The sequence below is a fragment of the Chryseobacterium sp. RR2-3-20 genome, from assembly GCF_017808115.1.
Taxonomy (GTDB): domain Bacteria; phylum Bacteroidota; class Bacteroidia; order Flavobacteriales; family Weeksellaceae; genus Chryseobacterium; species Chryseobacterium oryzae.
In genome coordinates, this window is record NZ_JADQBD010000143.1 from 1 (window position 1) to 1,715 (window position 1,715).

General features: G+C 34.7%; 1 protein-coding gene. It reads left to right on the plus strand.

Annotated features, from left to right (window positions below; translation table 11 throughout):
• The first annotated feature begins 581 nt into the window (after window positions 1-581).
• Entirely contained in the window at window positions 582-1,508 is a 927-nt protein-coding gene (locus tag IV513_RS15370; protein WP_209391430.1) for a kelch repeat-containing protein, read from the plus strand.
• The last annotated feature ends 207 nt before the right edge of the window (window positions 1,509-1,715 follow it).

Below are 1,715 nucleotides of genomic sequence, written 5' to 3' on the forward strand. Positions count from 1 at the left end.
ATTGGTTTTAAACCAATTTATGCTTATTTTTGAAAAAAGGCTCAGATTATAAAATCCAAGCCTAACTTTTCTACTTACACACTTTACGGGATAGTGTCGAATTTAGCGGGAACTAACATAATATTTTTAGTTGAGCAAAGTGGACTTAAATAGACTACCCCCAGATGTCCACGCTACGCAAATTCAGAGACTTTGCGGCAGCGTTAATCTTCTGATCAAATAAATTCTTTTAACCATAATATTTTCATTCTTACCATTCTGCTCTTGTGGAGCGCGTTTTTTTCATTTGAGATTTAAAGCAAATATTACAATTAAATGAAAAAGATGATTAAAGAGTTAATAAGTAATATGTTAAAAGTCATTCATGCAATATTCCCAAATGACATCAGATATCAATCAATATAAATGAAAGCCCCTCGCTGTCGCACGAATCCCTTCGTGTGGCTTTTGTATAAAAAAAACCTTTATTCAACAAAATTTAAATTCTGAATTAATAAATTTAAGATCCGATTTCTTAGATTTCGACATCCATCACTTTTCCCTATATTTAAAAGATATTTTGCAACCCAAATCTCACACTCTTGAAAACAAAATCATTCCTCCTATCACTTTTCGGTTTATGTTTAGCCAGTGCGCAAACCTTAAACTTTAAACATCTTTCGGATATGTCTGTGAAAAGAGGAGCGATAAGCAGTGCCATTGCAGGCGACAATATCTATGTAAGCAATGGCTATAAAGATTCGGATGGTAATGCCACGATTATTGAAAAATACAGCATTAAAGATAACCGTTGGAGTATAATCAATTCTACTTTGGTTCCTAAAAGATTCGCCAATTCGGAGACTTACGGTAATAAAATCTACATTTTTAACGGTTGGGGAAACAGCAATCTTGAAATTATAGACCTTGAAACGCATCAAAAAACAAAAGGATCTGTTAACCGTGCCTACACAGGAAATGCTGGTTCCGCTATTCACAACGGAAAAATATATACTTTCGGAGGAAGTGGACTAAATAATGCCGCAACCACTGTATTTTCTGATAGATTTCAATATTATGACATTGCTTCAGATACATGGCATCCATTACCGAATATGCCCACAGCCAGAGAAACAAGAGGCAAAATTGTGAATGATAAGTTGTATGTGATTGGTGGTTTTAACGGTACCTCATCCCGCTTAGTCAATGTTTTTGATCTCAGCAAAAATGAGTGGACTGAGCAATATACGATGCCTGCAGCGATATCCGGACATTCATTAGCGGTATCGGGTAATAAGATTTTTATTGCAGGTGGTTATAACAATCAAAATTTTATGGCTTATTTTGACACAGAAACCAAACAGTTGCATAAGTTATCATCCAACATGATTCCCAGACGACATGCTGCTGCGGAAATCTATAACAATAAATTATACATTATGGGCGGAAGTACAACATCATCAACCAAATCAGCTATTAAAAGCATTCAGGTTGCAGATATTAGCGAAGAAGTGCTTTCAACTAAATAAACCCATGAAGATGCACTTGCTACCCAAAATTTCTCCATTTTGAACAATACAAAAAACCACTTCACTTAAAGCGTTTTTTTTTGTTTTAAATAATTACTGTATGAAAATATTGCTATAAATAAATGTGGGATTCTACAATTATTGGTTTTGGGAGCTACTATTTACTCGGAAATCCAAACACTTACATTTCCTGCCGGAACAGGGAAA